The organism is Kribbella capetownensis, assembly GCF_004331485.1.
Classification (GTDB): domain Bacteria; phylum Actinomycetota; class Actinomycetes; order Propionibacteriales; family Kribbellaceae; genus Kribbella; species Kribbella capetownensis.
Genome location: NZ_SJKD01000027.1, coordinates 1 through 539 on the forward strand (window position 1 = coordinate 1; position 539 = coordinate 539).

Sequence of the window (539 nt, forward strand, 5' to 3'; positions counted from 1 at the left end):
GCCGCGGTGGTCCAGCTCGCGACCTCGAACACCTACCTGCGCTACGTCAAACCCGGTATGCGCTGGATGCTCCTCGCCGCGGGACTGATCCTCATCGCCCTCGCGGTCGCCGACGTACTCGCCGACAGCCGGAAGAAGGAGCCCGGCGACGACGGGCACGCGGGCGAGCCGGCGGATGACGGGCACGGCCACCCCGGCCTGCCGCGCGCCGCCTGGTTGCTGCTGATCCCGATCTTCGCGCTGCTCGTGGTCGACCCGCCCGCCCTCGGCGCCGACGCCGCCCAACGCCAGTCCCCCGTCGCCGCCAAACCGGCTAACCCCGAGAGCAACTCCTGGCTCGGCAACAACGCCGAGGGCGACGCGCCAGTCGCACTCGCGGTCCGGGACTACGCCGTGTGGGCGGTCTGGGAGAAAGACAGCATGAAAGGCCGCGCCTTCCAGCTCACCGGCTTCGTCACACCGGCCAAGAATGGCACCTGGTACGTGACCCGCATCGGCCTGACCTGCTGCGTCGCCGACGGTACGGCGTTCATGGTCGA

General features: G+C 70.7%; 1 protein-coding gene. It reads left to right on the forward strand.

The features are described 5' to 3' along the window. On the forward strand, positions 1–539 hold a 539-nt coding region (locus tag E0H75_RS42790), incomplete at both ends, for a TIGR03943 family putative permease subunit (RefSeq protein WP_131519474.1).